The following is a 15,355-nucleotide window of genomic DNA, read 5'->3' as shown; positions in this document are numbered from 1 at the left end:
GCGCCGGTTGCGGGGCGGACCCCGCCCGGCGCCCGCACCCGGCGCCCGCACCCGGAGCCCGGCAGCCGGCCTCGCGAGCGGAGAACGGACGGTACCCGTGCGCGCACCTCTGGCGATCGCACTCGCCCAGCCCGTGTGCCGGGCGCGCGACGCGGCGGCCAACGCTCGCGCGCACGCCGAGGCGGTGCGTACCGCCGGAGCCCGTGTCGTGGTCTTCCCCGAGCTGTCGCTGACGGGCTACGAACTGGACGCGCCCGCCCTCGCTTGCGACGACGCGCGGCTGGAGCCGATCGTGCAGGCGTGTGCCCGGGCGGGCGCGACCGCGCTTGCGGGCGCCCCCGTCCGGGGCGGGGACGGTGCCGTGCACATCGCCGTGCTCGCCGTCGACGGCGGCGGAGCCGCCCACGTCTACGACAAGACGTGGCTGGGCGGGGCCGAGCCGGAGCGGTTCGCTCCCGGCGCCGGGCCCGCCGTCCTCGACGTCGACGGCCGCCGCCTCGGCTTGGCGGTCTGCAAGGACCTCGGCGTCGCCGCGCACGCCGCGGGTACCGCTGATCTGGGTGCCGACATCTACATCGCCGCCACCCTGGAGCACGCCCACGACGCGCAGGTCCAGCAGCAGCGGGCCGCGAGCGCCGCCGCGGAGCACGGCATGTGGGTCGCGGTCGCCAGCTTCGCCGGACCGACCGGCGGCGGCTACAGCCGCACTCTCGGCCGCTCGGGGGTGTGGCGCCCCGGCGGCGCCCTCGCCGCCCAAGCCGGAGGCGAGCCGGGCGCCGTCGTCGGCATGGTGCTGGACTGATCCGTCCGCTCCCGTCGGCGGGGCCGGCCGTGCCGGCCGTGATGGGCGCGCCGGGTCGCGTACCAGGTCTCGCCGACGGGCTCGCCCGCCATGTTCCAACTCCAGGACACGGTCGGCGCGATGCGCATGTAGACGCCGGGTCCGACCATCCCCACGCGCTCGAACGGCTGCTCAGCCGCGCCGTAGATCCGGATACCGCGGGCGGTGAAGGGAGCGAACGACACCGTGTCGTCCACGACCAGGGCGACTTTTTCACCGCCGGCCGCGACGTTGCGGAACTTGCGGGTACGGGTGACGGCGGAGCCACCGCCCACCCACAGGTACGCGCCGTCGAACTCCACGGCGACCGGGACGACGTCGGGCGAGCCGTCCGGTGCGACGGTCGCCAGGCGACCCATCGGGTTTTCGCGCAGATACGCGGCCTCTTCGTCGGTGAAGGACATCTTCGGCGTCGCTCCCCGCCATGGCGGGGCCGTCCGGTCCCGGACGCGGTCGGTGCGCGCCGGTCCGGACGCGGGCCCGCCCGCGCTCGCCTGCGCCGCTCCGGGCGGAGGGTACCGAGCCCGCCGGTATGCCCCGGCGGATTTCGGCGGGCGCGGCGGTCGGCCGTTCGCCGTCCGGGGGCAGGGGCGCGTGCGCCCGGGAACCCGGGATTGCGATACTCGGATGCCCGAATGGCTTCGGTGAGCGCGGAAGGAGCCCGATGGACGTCGGCGGCCTGGTGCAGCGGGTGCTGAACGGGGACCGGAGAGCGGTCGCCCGGGCGATCTCTCTGGTCGAGGATGCGGCGCCCGAGCTGCGGGAGATCGTCTCGGGGCTGGCGGCCCACACCGGCCGCGCCCGGATCGTCGGATTGACCGGCGCGCCCGGCGTCGGCAAGTCCACGTCCACCAGTTCCCTGGTCACGGCTCTGCGAGAGCGCGGGGACCGCGTCGCCGTGCTGGCCGTCGACCCCTCCTCGCCGTTCACCGGCGGCGCTCTGCTGGGTGACCGGGTCCGGATGCAGGAGCACGCCACCGACCCCGGCGTCTACATCAGATCGATGGCCACCCGCGGCCACCTCGGCGGGTTGTCGTGGGCGGCGCCGCACGCGCTGCGGGTCCTCGACGCCGCCGGATTCGGGGCGGTGCTGGTCGAGACGGTCGGGGTGGGCCAGGCCGAGGTCGACATCGCCGCCCACGCCGACACCACCGTCGTGCTGTCGGCGCCGGGAATGGGCGACGGCGTGCAGGCGGGCAAGGCCGGCGTGCTGGAGGTCGCTGACGTCCTCGCCGTGAACAAGGCCGACCGCGACGGAGCGCGGGCCGCCGTGCGGGACCTGCGCCAGATGGTCGCCCAGGTCGACCGGGAGCCGGACGAATGGAAGCCGCCAGTGGTGAGCATGACCGCGGCCGCGGGCGAGGGGGTCGCCGACCTCCTCGCCCGACTCGACGAGCACGTCGAGCACCTGCGGGCCTCAGGCGGGCTGCACGCGCGCCGCCGCGACCGCGCCCGTCGCGAGATCGAGGGCATCGCCATGGAGGAGCTGACCCGGCGGCTGGCCGACGTCCGCGGCCACGCGGCGCTGGACACGCTCGCCGACGAGGTGGCCGCCGGCGCCGATCCCTACGCGGCCGCCGACACGGTCCTGGCCGCTCTGCAGAGCTGACCGTCCGGGCCCGGGCAGGGGCCGGCCGGTGGCGCGGTGCGTCCCGGACGGCCCCTGCGCAGCGGGTGCGCGGGTCAGCCGCGGCCGTTCAGTTCGCCGTCGAACGCTCGGGTGAGACTGCCCTGGGCGTCGTCGCCGTCCAGCGACCAGCTCATGACGCCGGAGAGTCCGGCTTCGCGTGCCCAGGCGGCCTTCTGCGCGATGGCGGTCGGGTCGTCGAAGTTCCAGAATTCGGTGCCGTCGTAGAGCCAGGCCGTTCCCGCGCGGTCGTCGCGGTAGAGCTCGAAACCGTCGGTTCCGGCGTAGTCCTTGAGGACGCTGTAGTCGTTGAACCCGGGCTCCCACTCGCCGGAGGCGGCGCCGTCGGCCTGGGCCCAGAGGCCGTCGCCCCGCGGTCCGGGCTGCACGCCGGTCCAGCCTCGGCCGTAGAACGGGAGGCCCATGACCAGGTCCTCGGGATCGGCGCCGCGGTCCAGGTAGGTCTGGACGACGGTCTCGTAGCTGCGCGGGGCGTCTGCGGGGTCCCCTTCGGGGACGCGGACGTTGGACTGGTGGCCGGAGGCGGGGTTCCACGCGCCGGCGAAGTCGTAGCCCTGCACGTTCATGAAGTCGAACTCGTCGGCGAGCTTGCCGACCTCGTAGCCGGCCTCGACGGCGCCGGTGCTCGCGGGAACGAAGGCGGTCAGGTCGAACTCGCGGCCCTTCTCCCGCTCCAGCGCGTCGAGCTGGTCGCGGAACTCCCGCACCAGCGCGGTGAAGTTCTCCTTGTCCTCCGGGCGGACCACGTTGCCGGGCTCGCCCGGGGTGGCGGGCCACTCCCAGTCGAGGTCGATGCCGTCGAACAGGCCGGCCGCGGCGCCGCGGCCGCCGGCGCCGTTGAGCTCGGGCAGGTCGCCGCGCAGGAACATGTCCACGCAGGACTCCACGGCGGCTTCGCGGTTCTCGGGCAGTGCCGCGTCCGAGAAGTGGTCGGACCAGGCCCAGCCGCCGATGGCGATGCTCACGCGCAGGTCGGGGAAGCGCTCTTTGAGCTCGCGGAGCTGGTTGAAGCTGCCGCGCAGCCGCTGATCGGCGGAGTCGGCGACCCCGTCGACGGATTCGGCGGCGGGGTAGGTCCGGCCGTAGTCCGCGTGGGCGTCGCCTTCGCCGTCCTCGTCGGACATGAAGCAGCGCCCGTTCTCGTCCAGGTTGGCGAAGGCGTAGTTGAGGTGGGTGAGGCGCTCGGCTTGGCCGCTGTCGACCAGGTCCTCGACCAGATAGCCGCGGTCGGCGGCGCCCCATTGGGTGAAGTAGCCGACCTGGCGGTACTCGTTGCCGGAGCACGGCGCGCCGTCGACGGTGCATGCGGTGAAATCGGTGCTGCGTCCGGAGAGTTCCCCGTTGTAGCCGAAGGTGTAGCTCTGGCCGGCGGGGATCGCGGCGCCCCATGCTGGCGGGGTGGCGGTGTAGCCGTCGCCGTCCTCGTCGAGGGACGCGTTCCACAGGTGCTCGACCTGTGCACCGTCGGGCAGGGAGAAGTCGACGGTCCAGTCGCTCACCGGGGAGCCGGTGCCGTTGGCGACGGTGATCTCGGCCTGGTAGCCGCCGGGCCAGCGGGCGTTCTCGATCTGGGTCACGGTGAGCGTCCCCGGCGCGGTGGTGTCGGCTGCGGCCGTGGACGCCTGGGTCGCGGACACCAGGGGAACGGCGACGAGGATCGCGGCCGCGGCGGCGGTCCGTGCGGGAGGTCGGTGGCGGGGGGTGGCCATGGTGGCGCGCTCCGTCCTGACGGGGGATAATTTTTAGGAAACTTTACTATCAGTACTGTCGAGTTCAAGGGGGGGACCCGATCGTGCTCCGATCGCCGCAGCGGCCGCGGCGCGCACAAGCGCCCGTGCGACCGGCTTCGGGGCGGTTCGGCTTGCGAACTGTCGCCCGCCGAGCGGTTTCTGCGGGTATGGGGGCATCGGCGGCTCGATACAGTGTCCGGGTGGGCAACCCGCTGAATCTTCCTTTCGATCCCATCGAGCGCGCGCACGACAACTGGACGCGCCATTGGGGAGCCAACCCCTCGATGGCGGCCGTCACCTCGATCATGCGCGCCCAGCAGATCCTCATCGGCCAACTCGACACCACGCTGAAGCCCTACGAGCTGACCTTCGCGCGCTACGAGGCGCTGGTCCTGCTCACCTTCAGCGCGACCGGCGAGCTTCCGCTCGGCAAGATCGGCGAGCGGCTGATGGTGCACCCGACCAGCGTCACCAACACCATCGACCGGCTGGAGCGCCAGGGGTTCGTGCGCCGCAAGCCCAACCCCAGCGACGGCCGCGGCACCCTGGCCGAGATCACCGGCAGCGGCCGCGAGGTCGTCGAGCAGGCCACACAGGACCTGGTCGCCATGGACTTCGGGCTGGACTGCTACTCCGACGAACAGGCTTGGCAGATCCACTCCCTGTTCGCCGAGCTCCGGGTGGAGTTCGGCGACTTCCCCGCCGCACAGCGCGGCGACCTGCACCGCGGCGAGCACCCGGACCGGGACCCGGGCGGCACCGGCGCGGACGAGTAGCCTCCGGCGCCCGCCGGGCGCGGCGGCCGCACCCGGATCCGCGCGCGGCACCGCACCCGGCAGGGCCCTGAACCGCTGATCGCCGGATTCACCCCGCGGCGTGCTCCAGTCCCTCCAGCGCCCTCCGGGCCTCCTCGGACACGCGCCGCGGGAGGGGATCGAGGGGGGCGGGCAGCCGGCCGCAGTCCTCGCGCAGTTCCCGGAAAGCTTCGGCGGCGTCCTCGGTGAGATCGGTGTCGCGGAGCTCGCAGGCCAGGTCCAGACGGGCGTACAGCGCCTGGCCGGATGTCCGGCCGCAGCGTTGCTCCGCGGTTTCGACCTCCTCCATGCGCAGCGCCAGGGCGGTGTCGAGGCGGCCCGCCAGCCGGTGGGCGAGGGCGAGGCGGCTGCGCAGGTGGGCGGTCCACGGCCACGGCGGCACACCGTGGTCCGCGGCCTCGGCGAGGGCCGCCTCCAGGTCGGCCACGGCCTCCTCGGCGCGCCCGGCCCGGGCCAGGGCCTCGCCGCGGTTGGCCCGGGTGGCCAGCAGCTCTTCGTCCCCCGGCGCCACGGCAGAGCTGCGGTCGGCGAGGAGAAGGTCGTAATGCCGTGCCGCGGTCTCGGCCCACTGCTCGCCGCGGGCCAGCAGCGCACCGCCGAGCTGCTCCCGGACCCCGAACGCGTCTTCGGAATCGGCGCCCGACACGCGCTCGCAATCGTCCTGCAGCCGCTGCCAGAACTCCGCCTCCTGCTCGGCCGAGTACTGCGGGGACTCGCGCATCCGGTGGCCGGCCGCGAAGAGCAGGTCGGTGTTCTGCTCCAGCAGGGTGTCGCCCGCCGCCTCGGACAGGGCCGCGGTGCAGGCCAGCATCGTCAGGTCGGCCTCGGCGCGCTCGTCGGCGGGGGGCGCGTCCGGCCAGTGGTCGTGCAGCGCCTCGGCGGCGGCGGCGACGGCACGGGCGAAGGCCTCGCCGTCCGGCGCGGCGGGCATGTTCCGCCGCGCCGACTCGTGGACGAAGACCGTCCCGGAGCCGTCGCCGGCCACGTATCCCAGCGTGCGCAGCTCGGCCAGCGCCGCATGCACCGCTCCGGCGTCGGTCCGCTTGCGCAGCCGGTCGCGCAGCCGGCCGGCCAATCCGGGGATCCGCGGCTGACCGGGTGCGGCGTCCAGGTAAGCGAAGATGCCGCCGGAGGCGGTCAGCAGGTCCTCGGGGAATCCCCCCGTGCCCAGCAGCGCCGCGATGTCCAGCAGCGCGCGGGCGCGCCGGGAGGGCGCGGCGGGTTCCGGGGCGGGTCGCTCGTGGGTCACAGGTGCCTTTCCAGGGATATGCGGTCGGGACGGCCGTTGCGGTTACGCGGCGGTCGTGTCGTCGACACGGGAGAGGATCGCCTCGACCCGGTCGAGAAGGGCGCCGCGGGTGGTGCTCAAGCGGCGCTGGGACGCGCGCACGTCGGTGCGCAGGTTCCGGCACGCTTCGGCTGCGGAGTCGGCGCTGCCCAGCTCTTCGAGTTCGCGGGCCATGTCCGCGCGCATGCGGAGAACGTCTGCCGACTTCTCGGCGTCGGGACGCGCGAACGCGGCGAGCGTGCCTTCGAGCTGCGCGACCGCGTCGTCGCCGAGGTCAGCGGCGCTGTGGGCCTTTGCCAGCGCGATGTGCACAGGGCCGGCGGAGCGCGACACCGATCCGTGGGCCGCTTCGGCCTCGGCGAGCGCCGATGCGAGTTCGGCCGCGGCCTCGTCGTGCCGGCCTGCGGCGGCTACGGCAGCGCCGTGCCCGGCACGGACCAGGAAGACGTTCTCGTGCTCGGGACCGTGGACGCGGCGGTAGGTCGCGATGTCCGCGGTGTAGAGCTCGATCGCCTCCTCGGCGTGGTGCCCTCCGCCGCTGCTCAGCGGGCGCTGCAGCTCCTCGCGGGCGTGGACGCCGCTACCGGGGCCGTGCAGGCGTTCGAGGTCGGATTCCAAGCCGCGCCAGAAGCCGAGGGCCTCGTCGAAGGTGCGGTCGCTTGAGTGGGCCGGCCGGTAACCGTAGGTTTCCAGGACGTCGGACCAGTCCGCCAGCAGCGTCTCGCGCCCCAGGCCGATGAGGTTCTCGGCGCGGGCCAGCATCGGCCCGTCGACCTCCGGCGCCTCCGGTGCCTCGAAGTCGTCATCCAGGGAGGCGGTCCACTGGTCGTCGAGGGCAGGGGCGAGGGCGAGTACGGCGCGTTCGCGCGCTCGCTCCGGCATCGCTTTCAGCGCCGCCCGTCGGGCGGGCGCCGTCGCGCCGACGGTCTCCGCGCTCGCCTGGGACACCGGCCCCTTCTTCGCGAGTCGGCGCAGGGCCCGGTCCGCCTCGTTGCCGTCGCTTCGGATGAACCGGAACTGCGCGACCCTGCCGAGGATCGAGCGGGGGCTGCTCGGGGGCGCGTCCATGTAGAGGTGCACGGAGGGTTCCTCGATCAGCATCGATCGGGGGACGTCCGATGGGCCCAGGACCGCCAGCAGCTCCAGCATGGCGCGGGCGCGGCGGGGGAGGGAATCGAGGTCGACACGCGCCTCGGCGGGATCGGCGTCGGCGATTCGGTCATCGGTCATGGGGATCTTTCCGGGTGGGGGATCGGCCGCACATGCTTCACCGCCGGATCGGCGGCGTCAACCGCGCGGCCGCCGTCCCCGCTTTTCCGGCGGGTATCGGTTCCGGTGTTCGGCGGTAGCCCGTCCGGCGAGGCGGCGGATGGCCCGGGGCGGCGGTCGACGCCGGGGATTTCATCCGGCGCGTGGCCTTTTCTGCTGTGCGGGCCTCACGCCGCACTATCCGCGCGCCGGATCCGGATGAATCGGGACGCCTCAGCGGCGACCTATGCATTTTTAGTTGGACGTCCTACTATTGGAGTATGGCCAACCCTGAAGACATCGCCGCGGGCCGCGCCCGCTGGCAGGCGCGTTACGACGCGGCGCGCACACCCGGCTCCGGCGGTCGGGGCGGCGGCGCCCCCGAGGCCCGGACCACGCTCTCGGGCGAACCGGTCGATCCCGTCTACGGGCCCCCGGAGGACACCGAGGCCCCCGGCTTCGAGCGGATCGGGTGGCCGGGCGAGTTCCCCTTCACCCGCGGGCTCTACGCCACCGGCTACCGCGGGCGCCCCTGGACCATCCGCCAGTTCGCCGGGTTCGGCAACGCGCGCCAGACCAACGAGCGCTACCGGATGATCCTGGAGAACGGCGGCGGCGGACTGTCGGTGGCCTTCGACATGCCCACGCTCATGGGCTACGACTCCGACGACTCCATCGCTCTGGGCGAGGTCGGCCACTGCGGCGTGGCCGTGGACTCCGCGGCCGATATGGAGGTCCTCTTCGACGGCATCCCGCTGACCGACGTCACCACGTCCATGACCATCAGCGGCCCGGCCGTCCCCGTCTTCTGCATGTACCTGGTCGCCGCCGAGCGCCAGGGCGCCGACACCTCCGTACTCGACGGCACTCTGCAGACCGACATCTTCAAGGAGTACATCGCCCAGAAGGAGTGGCTCTACCCGCCCGAGCCGCACCTGCGCCTCATCGGCGACCTGATGGAGTACTGCGGCGAACGCATCCCCGCGTTCAAACCCCTGTCGGTGTCGGGCTACCACATCCGCGAGGCCGGTGCCACGGCCGCCCAAGAGCTGGCGTTCACCCTGGCCGACGGTTTCGGCTACGTCGAACTGGGGCTGTCGCGCGGGCTGGACGTCAACCGCTTCGCGCCCGGCCTGTCGTTCTTCTTCGACGCCCACGTCGACTTCTTCGAGGAAATCGCCAAATTCCGCGCCGCCCGAAGGATCTGGGCGCGCTGGATGCGCGACCGCTTCGGCGCCACCGAGGAGCGCGCCCAGTGGCTGCGTTTCCACACCCAGACGGCGGGTGTCTCGCTGACCGCCCAGCAGCCCTACAACAACGTGGTGCGCACCGCGGTCGAGGCGCTGTCGGCCGTGCTCGGGGGCACGAACTCGCTGCACACCAACGCCCTGGACGAGACCCTGGCGCTGCCCACCGAGCAGTCCGCCGAGATCGCGCTGCGCACCCAGCAGGTCCTGCGGGAGGAGACCGGGGTGGTCAACGTCGCCGACCCGCTGGGCGGCTCCTACTACATCGAGGCGCTGACCGACCGCATGGAAGCCGAAGCCGAGCGCATCTTCGAGCGCATCGAGCGCATGGGCGGCGGCGCCGACGCCGAGCACGGGATCGGGCCCATCACCTCGGGGATCCTCGCCGGCATCGACGACGGGTGGTTCACCTCCGAGATCGCCGAGTCGGCGTTCCAGTACCAGCAGGCCCTGGAGAAGGACGAGAAGCGCATCGTCGGTGTCAATCGCCACACTCAGTCGGTCACCGGCGAGGTCGAGACCCTGCGCATCAGCCACGAGATCGAGCGCGAGCAGAAGCAGACCCTGGCCGGGCGCCGCGAGGGGCGCGACCGGGCCGCCGTCGACCGGACCCTGGCCGAACTCCTCTCCGCGGTGCGCGACCCCGCCCGCCCCAACCTGATCCCGGTCATCCTCGACGCCGTGCGCGCCGAAGCCACCCTCGGCGAGATCTGCAGGGCCATGGGCGAGGAGTTCGGCACCTACACCGAGGAACCGCGCCTGTGACAGCGCCCGGCGCCCGCTCGGGACGGCGCGCCGGACCCTGCGCGGGCCGGCGCGGCGCCCCGGGCGGTGGCCGCAGGCGGCCCGGGCCGCGCAACATTCACCGTCGCGCCGCTGTATGCGGCAGGATGGAAGCATGCAGCCTTCGGACAACTCCATGCAGAGCGCGGTCGACCTCGGAGCTCGCAAGGCGGCCTTGGATCGCGAGGCCAAGCGGCAGGCCGACGAGTCGTCCGGCAACGCCAACCCGTATGCCATCGATATCACCGAGGAGAACTTCCAACAGGAAGTCCTCGAACGCTCGATGAACGCACCCATCGTCCTGGCGGTGCTCCAGCAGCGTTCCGAGCAGTCGGACCAGACCGAGCGCGCCCTGGACCGGCTGGCCGTCGAGGCCGGCGGCCAGTGGGCCGTAGCCAAGGTCGACGTCCAGGCGAGCCCGCAGATCGCCCAGGCCATGCGGGTACAGGCGGTACCCACGATCGCCATGGTGATCGGCGGCCAGGTCGTGCCCGGACCGAGCGGTCCCGCCGACTACGACCAGTTGCGCGAGTGGCTCGGCCAGATCTTCGACGGTCTGCGCGAGCAGGGCGTGCTGCCCCAGGAGTACAGCGGCCTGGGCGAGCGCCAGGAGGCCGGTGAAGAGGAGGGCGAGGCCGGCGAGCAGAGCGCCGCCGACACCGAGGCCCAGGAGGCCCTCCAGCGCGGCGACTTCGAAGCCGCCGAGGCCGTCTACACCAAGGCGGTCGAGGCCGACCCGAGCGACGAGGAAGCCAAGCTCAAGCTCGCCCACATCCGCCTCTACGGGCGCGTCAGCAAGCTCGGTGACGCGAACGAGCGCCGCAAGGCCGCCGCCGACGACCCCGACGACGTCCAGGCCCAGATCGACGTCGCCGACATCGACATGTACGGCGGCAAGGTCGAGGACGCCTTCGAGCGTCTGGTCGGCACCGTGCGGCGCACCGGCGGCGACTCCCGCGACCAGGCGCGCGGGCACCTGCTGTCGCTGTTCGAGCTCTTGCCGAGCGGTGACCCGCGTGTGGCCAAGGGCCGCCGCGCCCTCACCTCCGCGCTGTTCTGAGCCGACCGGGCGCCGAGGCCGCGCGGTACCGCTGCGCTGCGCCGGCGCCTCCGCGGCGGCGGGCCGGTCCGACACACCGTCCGCCGCCGCGGGCCGCGCCCCGCGCTGGGACACTCAGCGGGAGGGACCGCCGCCGCGAGGTGGCCGAGCGACCCGCGCCGGGTACCACGGGGGCACGGGTGCCCGAAACGGCGGGCACCGGGTCCGACCGTGGCGGTGAGTGCTATGGCGTACGTGGTGACGGTATCGGCGGCCTTCGGGGCCGGCGGCAGCGTGATCGGCCCGGCGGTCGCCGAGCGGCTCGGCGTCGCCTTCGTCGACCGCGCCGTTCCCACGGCGGTCGCCCGCGAGATCGGGTGCTCCCTGCAGGACGTGCTCGAACACGACGACCGCGCACCCACCGGCCTGCAGCGCCTGCTCGCCGGCGTCGCGCGGATGCCCGCCGTCACGCCCGGCAGCGTCGACATGAGTTACGTGCACGCCGCCGAGGGCAGCGGGCGGCTCCTGTTCGACCGGGAGTTCGTCGAGCGCACCGAGCAGACCATCCGCGAGGTGGCCCGGTCCGGCGGCGTGATCCTCGGGCGCGCCGGCGCGCTGGTGCTGGCCGACACCCCCGGGGTGCTGCACGTCCGCCTCGACGGGCCGCCCGAGCGGCGCCTGTCGCAGTCCGCCCGACTGCGTGAACAGGCGACCGGTCCCGAGAGCGCACCGGGCGCCGGCGAGGTCGGCGAGAGCGGCCGGGCCGGCGGCGCGGAGCCGTGGAACCCGCCCACCATGCGCGACCTGCGCGACAACGACCGCGCCCGCGCGGCCTACGTCCGCCGGTTCTACAGGGCCGATCCGGCCTCCTCGTCGCTGTACCACGCGGTGCTGGACACCACCGCGCTGCCCCTGGAAGCCTGCGTCGACGTCGTCGAGCGGATGGCCCGCGAGCGCGCCCGCGACCGCTGACCCGTCCGCGGCCGGGCGGCCCGCGCCGCGCCCGCGCGGGTGTCCGCATTCTCACCCGGGACCTGCGCCGCAGGACGCGCGCCGATGGCACTATGAGGAGTGCACCCCCGGTGCCGTCGTCCGCCCGTCAGCGCGTTCCGCTGCCAGCCACCCGGCGGCCGCCCGCGGCACTGGCGCCAATCAGCATGATCGCGCCGCCCGGCCTCCGCCGTACCCCGCGCGCCGGCTTTTGCGGGCCTGTGGCAGCCCCGCGGCACATCCGTGAATTCCAAGGAGCATTTCGTGGCCACCCTTCCCAGCGTTTCCTACTCCATCACGGTTCGCCTGGAGCTCGACGGACACGGCGCCGCGGTAGGCAGCCTCACCACCGCCGCCGAGCACGTGGGTGGCGTCATCACCGCCCTGGACGTCGCCTCCGCGGGCCACGAGCGGCTGCGGATCGACGTCACCTGCGCCGCCCGCGACACCGACCACGCCCAGGCCATCGTCGACGCGCTGGGCGCGATCGAGGGCGTCACGGTGCACAAGGTCAGCGACCGCACCTTCCTGCTGCACCTCGGCGGCAAGATCGAGATGAAGTCCAAGGTGCCGCTGCGCAACCGCGACGAACTGTCCATGGCCTACACCCCCGGCGTCGCCCGGGTCTCCCAGGCCATCGCGGCCAACCCCGACGACGCGCGCCGCCTCACCGTCAAGCGCAACAGCGTCGCCGTGGTCACCGACGGGTCGGCGGTGCTGGGACTGGGCAACATCGGCCCGCAGGCGGCCATGCCGGTGATGGAGGGCAAATCGGCCCTGTTCAAACGCTTCGCCGACATCGACGCCTGGCCGATCGCCCTGGACACCCAGGACGTCGACGAGATCGTGCGCACCGTGCAGCTGATGGCCCCCGGCTTCGGCGGCATCAACCTGGAGGACATCTCCGCGCCCCGCTGCTTCGAGGTCGAGGAGCGGCTGCGCGACCTGCTGGACATTCCCGTCTTCCACGACGACCAGCACGGCACCGCCATCGTCGTGCTGGCGGCGCTGCGCAACGCGCTGCGGGTGCTCGGAAAGGACCTCGGCGGGGTCCGCATCGCGATGTCGGGAGCCGGAGCGGCGGGCACCGCGATCCTCAAACTGCTCATGCACGCCGGCGCCGAGCACATCGTCGTCTGCGACGTGCACGGCGCGGTGCACTCCGGCCGCGGCGACCTCGACCCCAACCTCGCCTGGATCGCCGAGAACACCAATCCCGACGGCTACACCGGCGACCTGCGCGGAGCGGTGCGCGGAGCCGACGTGTTCATCGGCGTCTCGGCGCCCAACGTCCTGGAGGGCCCCGACGTCGCCGAGATGAACGACGACTCCATCATCTTCGCGCTCGCCAACCCCGACCCCGAGGTCGACCCCGAGGTCGCCCACCTGCACGCCTCCGTGGTGGCCACCGGGCGCAGCGACTACCCCAACCAGATCAACAACGTGCTGGTGTTCCCCGGCGTCTTCCGCGGCCTGCTCGACGCCCAGAGCGACCATGTCGACGCCGACATGATGGTGGCCGCGGCCAAGGCGCTCGCCGACGTCGTCACCGACGAGGAGTTGGGCCCGCACTACATCATCCCCAGCGTCTTCCAGCCCGATCTGGCCCAGCAGGTCGCCGCGTCCGTGCGCGAAGCGGCGCTGCGCGAGCAGGCCCGGCGCGCCGAGCGTCCGGCCGGCGGCGGCCGCGCACGGCCGCAGCGGTGACTCCGGGGGCGCCGCGGGACTGGATTCCGCCGGGCGATGCGGGTAGACGTGGAGCATGGACGAGCCGACTCTGACCGGGAGCCTCCTGGTGGCGACCCCCGTGCTGGAGGATCCCGATTTCCGCCGGGCGGTGGTGTTCGTCATCGACGACGATCCGGGCGAGGGCACGCTCGGCGTGATCGTCAACCGCCCCATGGAGGTGGCGGTGGACGAGGTCCTGGAGAACTGGAGCGGAGTGGCCACCGAGCCCGCGGTGATGTTCTCCGGCGGCCCGGTGGGGACCGGGTCCGGATTGGCGCTGGGCATGCCCGGCGGCGGCCACGCCCCACCGGGGTGGCGCCCCCTCGACGGCACCCCGAACGAGGAATCCCGGGTCGACGGGATGGGGGTCGTCGACCTCGACGCGCCGCCCGAGATCCTCGGCGGTGCGCTCGGCCGCTTCCGCGTGTTCGCCGGTTACGCCGGGTGGGACGCGGGCCAGCTGGCCGGTGAGATCGACGAGGACGCGTGGTATGTCGTGCCCGCGGTGGCCGAGGACGTGTTCTCCCCCGCCCCCGAGTCGCTGTGGCCGCGGGTGCTGCGCCGCCAGGGCGGGGATCTCGCCTTGGTATCGACCTATCCCGACGACCCGACTCTGAACTGAGCGTCGGCTCCGCCGGATACCGTGGAACGAGCATGGAGGAGGTGCGCGGGTCCGGTGACGGGTTCCCCGCTTGGAGGCGGGGGCTTTCGGCCCGATCGGCCGTGGCCCGCCGTTGCCGGCACCGGCCGGCAGGTTAGGGAGGTGACCCCGTTGGCTACGTTCCACACAGGACCGCAGACCCGCCGGGCCGTGCCTCCTCAGCGGCCCGGGGCCGCCGCCCCCGACCCCTCCGGGGCCGGGGAGCAGGGCCGCGGGACCCCCGCCCGGTCCGAGCCCTACGCGGTCGTGCTCGACCGGCACCGCCCTCCGCTCCAGCCGTACCCGCCCGCCGGGGCCCGGAAGGTACGCGCGGTCGTGCACCGCCGTGGTCTCCGCACCGTCCGGCCGAAGGACCGCACTGCCGGCGTCCTCCAGGCCGGGTCCGCACGACCGGCGAACATCCCGGCCCGGGCCGAGGTGCCGCTGCGGACGTTCCTCGCCGTCGCCCCGGGCGGTCGCGTCCGCGCCGTCGCGCCCGCAGGCGGGAACGCCGGGACCCGCACCGGTCGGGCCGCAGTGCGGCCCGACGGCAGCTTCTCCGTCCGTACGGCCCGCCGCATCGTGAAAGACATCCACTACCGCCACGTCCGCCTCCCCCGACGGGGAGGCGGTTGCGGCTATACCAACCGAGAGGAGGGAGCGGCGCTCTCCTCGGTCTGAAGACCGGGGGGCCCGCCGCAGAAAGCCTGATGGACGTTGTCAACAAGGTGCTTCCGGACAGCGAGACTCAGCCGGATGTTTCGCACGACGACGGCGACCGAGAGCGGTTCGCGCATTACGTGCAGAAGGACAAGATCACCGAGAGTGCCATAACCGGCAATCCGGTGATCGCCCTGTGCGGCAAAGTGTGGGTGCCCAACCGCGACCCGAAGAAGTTCCCGGTCTGCCCCGAGTGCAAGGAGATCTACGAGGAGATGATGAAGGGCTGACCTCGCGGTTCCGCAGGAGTCCCGGCCGGGTACACGGGTCGGCGGCCGCGCGCTGTGCTGCGCCGGGGCCGGAGGCGCGCTGCGGCCGGCGGCCGGCACGGGGGCCGCTCGGAGCGGACGGGCGCGGCGGCGCGAGGCCCCGCGCCCTCGGTGTTTCCCGCGTGCCGAACGTGCGCCGGCGGCGGCGCATCCCCGGTGATGCGGGTTCCGTCGGATTCGGCGGGGTTCGCCGCCCCCGGCGCGCAGAAGCGGTACCCTCCACTGTGGGCCGATCGCCGCATTCGGGCCCCGTGGCGAAGAACGCCCAATGCGTACCGAATGCGCTCCGAGGCCACCCGACTCCACCACCCCGACCGCCGCACCCGCGCCCACGTGCCACGGCGACGCCGCTCACCGTGAGCGGGTGCC

The 15,355-nt window shown here is 73.4% G+C and carries 13 protein-coding genes; 9 read left to right on the top strand and 4 right to left on the bottom strand.

The window, feature by feature from the left end:
- Window positions 1–97 precede the first annotated feature (97 nt).
- On the top strand, window positions 98–802 hold the full coding sequence (locus tag HNR25_RS06355) for a carbon-nitrogen hydrolase family protein (RefSeq protein ID WP_184633782.1): 705 nt from the start codon (window positions 98–100) through the stop codon (window positions 800–802).
- Here HNR25_RS06355 and HNR25_RS06350 read toward each other — a convergent pair.
- Window positions 697–1,245 (bottom strand): PPOX class F420-dependent oxidoreductase, encoded by a 549-nt coding sequence (locus tag HNR25_RS06350; RefSeq protein WP_184633781.1) that lies wholly within the window; start codon window positions 1,243–1,245, stop codon window positions 697–699. The two genes, HNR25_RS06355 and HNR25_RS06350, sit on opposite strands and share 106 nt — an antisense overlap.
- A 260-nt stretch (window positions 1,246–1,505) precedes the next feature.
- On the opposite strand from HNR25_RS06350, the gene meaB reads away from it, so the two are divergent.
- Window positions 1,506–2,450: a methylmalonyl Co-A mutase-associated GTPase MeaB gene (meaB, locus tag HNR25_RS06345; RefSeq protein ID WP_184633780.1), complete on the top strand. Its 945-nt coding sequence runs from the start codon at window positions 1,506–1,508 to the stop codon at window positions 2,448–2,450.
- Window positions 2,451–2,524: 74 nt separating this feature from the next.
- Here meaB and HNR25_RS06340 read toward each other — a convergent pair whose 3' ends face one another.
- Window positions 2,525–4,198: a glycosyl hydrolase family 18 protein gene (locus HNR25_RS06340; protein WP_184633779.1), complete on the bottom strand. Its 1,674-nt coding sequence runs from the start codon at window positions 4,196–4,198 to the stop codon at window positions 2,525–2,527.
- A 221-nt stretch (window positions 4,199–4,419) separates the two neighbouring features.
- Between HNR25_RS06340 and HNR25_RS06335 the strand changes: the two genes are divergently transcribed.
- A complete protein-coding gene (locus tag HNR25_RS06335) occupies window positions 4,420–4,995 on the top strand; it encodes a MarR family winged helix-turn-helix transcriptional regulator (RefSeq protein WP_312862388.1) in 576 nt (191 codons plus the stop codon).
- An 88-nt stretch (window positions 4,996–5,083) separates the two neighbouring features.
- Here HNR25_RS06335 and HNR25_RS06330 read toward each other — a convergent pair whose 3' ends face one another.
- On the bottom strand, window positions 5,084–6,283 hold the full coding sequence (locus HNR25_RS06330) for a hypothetical protein (protein ID WP_184633777.1): 1,200 nt from the start codon (window positions 6,281–6,283) through the stop codon (window positions 5,084–5,086).
- Between the two features lie 42 nt (window positions 6,284–6,325).
- Window positions 6,326–7,552, bottom strand: coding sequence for a hypothetical protein (locus HNR25_RS06325; protein ID WP_184633776.1), 1,227 nt, complete (start codon window positions 7,550–7,552; stop codon window positions 6,326–6,328).
- Between the two features lie 299 nt (window positions 7,553–7,851).
- Between HNR25_RS06325 and icmA the strand changes: the two genes are divergently transcribed.
- The 6 genes from icmA (at window position 7,852) to HNR25_RS06295 (ending at window position 14,947) form a co-directional block, all read left to right on the top strand.
- Window positions 7,852–9,582: a coenzyme B12-dependent isobutyryl-CoA mutase large subunit gene (gene icmA / locus HNR25_RS06320; RefSeq protein ID WP_184633775.1), complete on the top strand. Its 1,731-nt coding sequence runs from the start codon at window positions 7,852–7,854 to the stop codon at window positions 9,580–9,582.
- A 133-nt stretch (window positions 9,583–9,715) separates the two neighbouring features.
- The gene (locus HNR25_RS06315; RefSeq protein ID WP_184633774.1) at window positions 9,716–10,660 is read left to right on the top strand and encodes a tetratricopeptide repeat protein; all 945 of its coding nucleotides are present in this window, start codon (window positions 9,716–9,718) and stop codon (window positions 10,658–10,660) included.
- Window positions 10,661–10,885: 225 nt separating this feature from the next.
- Window positions 10,886–11,611: a cytidylate kinase-like family protein gene (locus HNR25_RS06310; RefSeq protein WP_184638905.1), complete on the top strand. Its 726-nt coding sequence runs from the start codon at window positions 10,886–10,888 to the stop codon at window positions 11,609–11,611.
- A gap of 282 nt (window positions 11,612–11,893) precedes the next feature.
- Entirely contained in the window at window positions 11,894–13,336 is a 1,443-nt protein-coding gene (locus HNR25_RS06305; protein WP_184633773.1) for an NAD-dependent malic enzyme, read from the top strand.
- A 55-nt stretch (window positions 13,337–13,391) separates the two neighbouring features.
- The gene (locus HNR25_RS06300) at window positions 13,392–13,979 is read left to right on the top strand and encodes a YqgE/AlgH family protein (RefSeq protein WP_184633772.1); all 588 of its coding nucleotides are present in this window, start codon (window positions 13,392–13,394) and stop codon (window positions 13,977–13,979) included.
- A gap of 728 nt (window positions 13,980–14,707) precedes the next feature.
- Window positions 14,708–14,947 (top strand): DUF3039 domain-containing protein, encoded by a 240-nt coding sequence (locus HNR25_RS06295; protein ID WP_184633771.1) that lies wholly within the window; start codon window positions 14,708–14,710, stop codon window positions 14,945–14,947.
- Window positions 14,948–15,355 lie beyond the last annotated feature (408 nt).

The organism is Streptomonospora salina, from assembly GCF_014204715.1.
Lineage (GTDB): Bacteria > Actinomycetota > Actinomycetes > Streptosporangiales > Streptosporangiaceae > Streptomonospora > Streptomonospora salina.
Note: the sequence above shows the minus strand (reverse complement) of the source record. Positions and strands in the feature narration are given on the sequence as shown.